This window comes from Pseudoalteromonas sp. (assembly GCF_041613455.1).
In the GTDB taxonomy this organism is placed as follows: Bacteria; Pseudomonadota; Gammaproteobacteria; order Enterobacterales; family Alteromonadaceae; genus Pseudoalteromonas.
Window position 1 is genome coordinate 1 of the sequence record NZ_JBFJHD010000258.1, and the last position, 3,755, is coordinate 3,755.

2 protein-coding genes are annotated in these 3,755 nt (G+C 41.4%); one reads left to right on the top strand and one right to left on the bottom strand.

The features are described 5' to 3' along the window. Nucleotides 1-123: 123 nt before the first annotated feature. Entirely contained in the window at nucleotides 124-1,383 is a 1,260-nt protein-coding gene (rho, locus tag ABYB02_RS15490; RefSeq protein ID WP_372763302.1) for a transcription termination factor Rho, read from the top strand. A gap of 159 nt (nucleotides 1,384-1,542) precedes the next feature. Here rho and ABYB02_RS15495 read toward each other — a convergent pair. Further along, nucleotides 1,543-3,755, bottom strand: a 2,213-nt coding sequence (locus ABYB02_RS15495; protein WP_372763301.1) for a response regulator, incomplete at its 5' end; no start/stop codon positions are given.

The following is a 3,755-nucleotide window of genomic DNA, read 5'->3' on the forward strand; positions in this document are numbered from 1 at the left end:
CGCTGTGCCTGTGAGCTGCTAGATTATAAAGCCAACTAATCCTTAGTTATATTCAACAAACCTCACTCAATGATCAAACATAGCGATTTTGAGTATGACAACTGTAATAAAGAACCCACCAATATGCATTTACGCGAATTAAAAGACAAATCTATAAAAGAGCTTGTAGACTTAGCTGAGTCCATGGGGCTCGAAAACGTAGCCCGCTTAAGAAAGCAAGATATCATTTTTGCAATTCTTAAATCACACGCTAAAGGCGGAGAGAACATCTTCGGCGGCGGTGTATTAGAGATATTACAAGATGGTTTTGGTTTTTTAAGATCATCAGAAGCTTCTTACTTAGCTGGCCCAGATGACATTTATGTGTCGCCTAGCCAAATTCGTCGTTTCAGTATGCGTACCGGCGATTCTATTTCAGGTCTTATTCGTCCACCTAAAGATGGTGAGCGTTACTTTGCTTTGCTTAAAGTAAACGAAGTTAACTTTGATAAACCGGAAAACTCACGCACTAAAATCCTTTTTGAAAACCTAACACCACTGCATGCAAACGAACGTTTTCGCATGGAGCGCGGTAATGGTAGTAAAGAAGATATTACAGCCCGTGTATTAGATTTAGCTTCGCCCATTGGCCGTGGTCAACGTGGTTTATTAGTCGCGCCGCCAAAAGCGGGTAAAACCATGCTACTGCAAAATATTGCACAATCAATTACCCACAATCATCCTGATGTAACCTTAATGGTATTACTGATTGATGAGCGTCCAGAAGAAGTAACCGAAATGCAGCGTCTTGTTAAAGGCGAAGTGATTGCTTCTACCTTTGATGAACCGGCTTCGCGCCACGTGCAAGTCGCCGAAATGGTGATTGAAAAAGCAAAACGTTTAGTTGAGCACAAAAAAGACGTGGTTATCTTGCTCGATTCAATTACGCGCTTAGCCCGTGCTTATAACACGGTTATTCCTTCATCGGGTAAAGTACTTACCGGTGGTGTTGATGCTAATGCACTTCACAAACCGAAGCGCTTCTTTGGTGCTGCACGTAACGTTGAAGAAGGCGGTAGCTTAACTATTATTGCCACTGCCCTTATCGATACCGGCTCAAAAATGGATGAAGTTATTTACGAAGAGTTTAAAGGTACCGGTAACATGGAATTACACCTTAACCGTAAAATAGCGGAACGCCGTGTATTCCCAGCTATCGACTTTAACCGTTCTGGTACTCGTCGTGAAGAGCTATTGACGAAACCGGATGAGCTGCAAAAGCTATGGATTTTACGTAAGATTGTCCATGATATGTCAGAAATTGACGCCATGGAGTTTTTGATTGATAAATTATCTATGGGTAAAACCAATGATGAATTTTTCGATTCAATGAAACGCCAATAATAAGCCTTAGCGCTTAAAAAAACGCCTAACAATACTATTGCTAGGCGTTTTTTTATGCACCAGAAAAATCCACTACTCAGCGTAAGCAACACCTATATTTATAGCAATAACACACGCTAATATCATTGCCCTCTCTACGGCTGCAATGGCTATGAAAGATTAGCTATACTGTAAAAATAACGCTTGCAACTTACTCACTAATTGTTCTAGGTCGTGGTTATTCGCTTTGCTTTTGCAGGCTCTATCGAGTGCGCTGGCGGCGGTGGCAATGTCGTTTAGCTCAAACATTTGTGCAGCCCCAAACACGCGATGGCAATCTTTTTGTAACGCAGCATAATCACCGGCATTAAAGTGTTGGGTAATTAGTTCGCTCTCTAGTGCTAGGCTTTGCTTAAAGTTCACCACTAAGTCGCTCATATCAACATTTTCGCTATACTTATGATGATGTAGCTCAATAGCTTCAAGGTGTTCAGATATGGTGCGGTAAAAGCGCTCTTTATCTATTGGCTTGGCTAAATAATCACTAAACCCTAATGCTAAGTACTGCTCTATTTCATGACTCATGGCATTGGCGGTTAAGGCGAATATTGGCTGCTCATAGCCACACTGTCTTAGTAGTTCAAATGCACTAATGCCATCCATCACCGGCATTTGAATATCGAGTAACACAAAATCTGGGTGTATTTTTAAACATTGCTCAACTGCTTGTTCGCCATTTTCCACCGCAATCACAGTTAACCCCATAGAGCGTAAATAACGCGTAATTAATCTACGATTATCAGCGTGATCTTCCGCTAGCAGCACTTTAGCGCTGAGCGCTGTGTAATCACTCTCATGCTCTTTCGCTGGGTTGCTGCAAAGGCTTTTTGCCACTTCAATGCATGGCAGAAAACAACAAAACTCACTGCCTTTATGCTCTTCACTTTGCACACTAATGTAGCCCCCCATCATAGCGGCTAATTGTTGTGATAAACTAAGCCCTAACCCGGTTCCTCCAAAACGTCGACTAATGCTATTATCGGCTTGATTAAAGCATTCAAAAATATACTTTAACTGCGCGGCATTCATACCAATACCGGTGTCTTTTACGCTGAGCGCCACCCCTTGCTCTGTTTTCGCTGCCATCAGCGTCACTTGCCCGCTATGGGTAAACTTAATCGCATTAGTAGACAAGTTAATTAATATTTGCTTTACCCGCGTTAAATCAAGCTTAGTGTAAAACTCATCACCCAATTGGTTATCTAACACTAAGGTTAAATTTTTTGCTTTTGCTTGAGGGCTCACCATCGCATAAATATCATTAAGCACTTGGATCAGGTCAAAACAAGAAATATGCAGCTCTAATCTATTTGCTTCTATTTTACTTAAATCAAGCACATCATTAATTAAGCCTTTTAAGTGCTCGCTTTGGCGCTGAATAACCCTCAGTTCATCCTGCAACTGTGTCGGCTCATATAGACCATTAATTAAGTCGTCTGTTTGACTTAAAATAGCCGTTAACGGAGTGCGTATCTCATGGCTGATGTTGGCTAAAAACTGACTTTTAACATCGTTAGCCGCCCTTAACTCTTGGGCCACACTTTGCAGTTCTAGAGTACGCTGCGCTACTTGTTCGGTTAATTGTGATTTGGCATTTTTATCTACTCTGCGACGGTAAATTGCAATCACCGTTATTAAGATAAGTATTGCGACAATACTCAGTAAAATAGTGAGCTGCAAACGCTGTGATATTTTTAACTCTTGTAAATGCTGCTGCTGTTTGAGCTGAATAATTTCTTGATTTAATTTATCAGCCTCAAATTGAATTTGAAATTTACTCACGGCACTTGAGGCCGCTTCGCTGTTGATACTGCGCTGATAGTCAATATACTGTAAATGCAAGCGGACCGCATTTTCAAAGTCGCCTTGGCTAGCATGGAGTAGCGCCTCCATCCCTAAGCCATCTTTAATGCGCATGCCATTTTTATACTTTTTAGCTAACACAATAGAGCGTTCTGAGGTGTGTTGCGCATTTTCTATATCACCTTTAGCAAACTGCGCGGTGGCTAATACATACAGTGCTGCCGCTAATAACGACTCATTGCCCGCATCTAGCGCAAACTGCTGCGCCGTTTTGGCATGAAACAACGCCACATCAAACTGATTTAATTGCAGATTAATACTTGCTAAATTGGCGTGTTTTGTAGAAAGTTGAAAGGCATTACCAATACTTTGATAGTAGCGTAGCGCTAACTGATTATAATGTATGGCTAACTGAAACTGTCGCGACTCACTATAAGCAACCGCAATATTGCCATACACTTGAGCCACACCATCTTCATCACCTAACTGTTGAAATACTTTTAATACTTCGCGATACATCTCTAATGCCG

What these genes read in the sequence shown, in the direction of transcription:
- rho (WP_372763302.1), top strand. Translation starts at nt 124, where the DNA reads ATGCATTTACGCGAATTAAAAGACAAATCTATAAAAGAGCTTGTAGAC.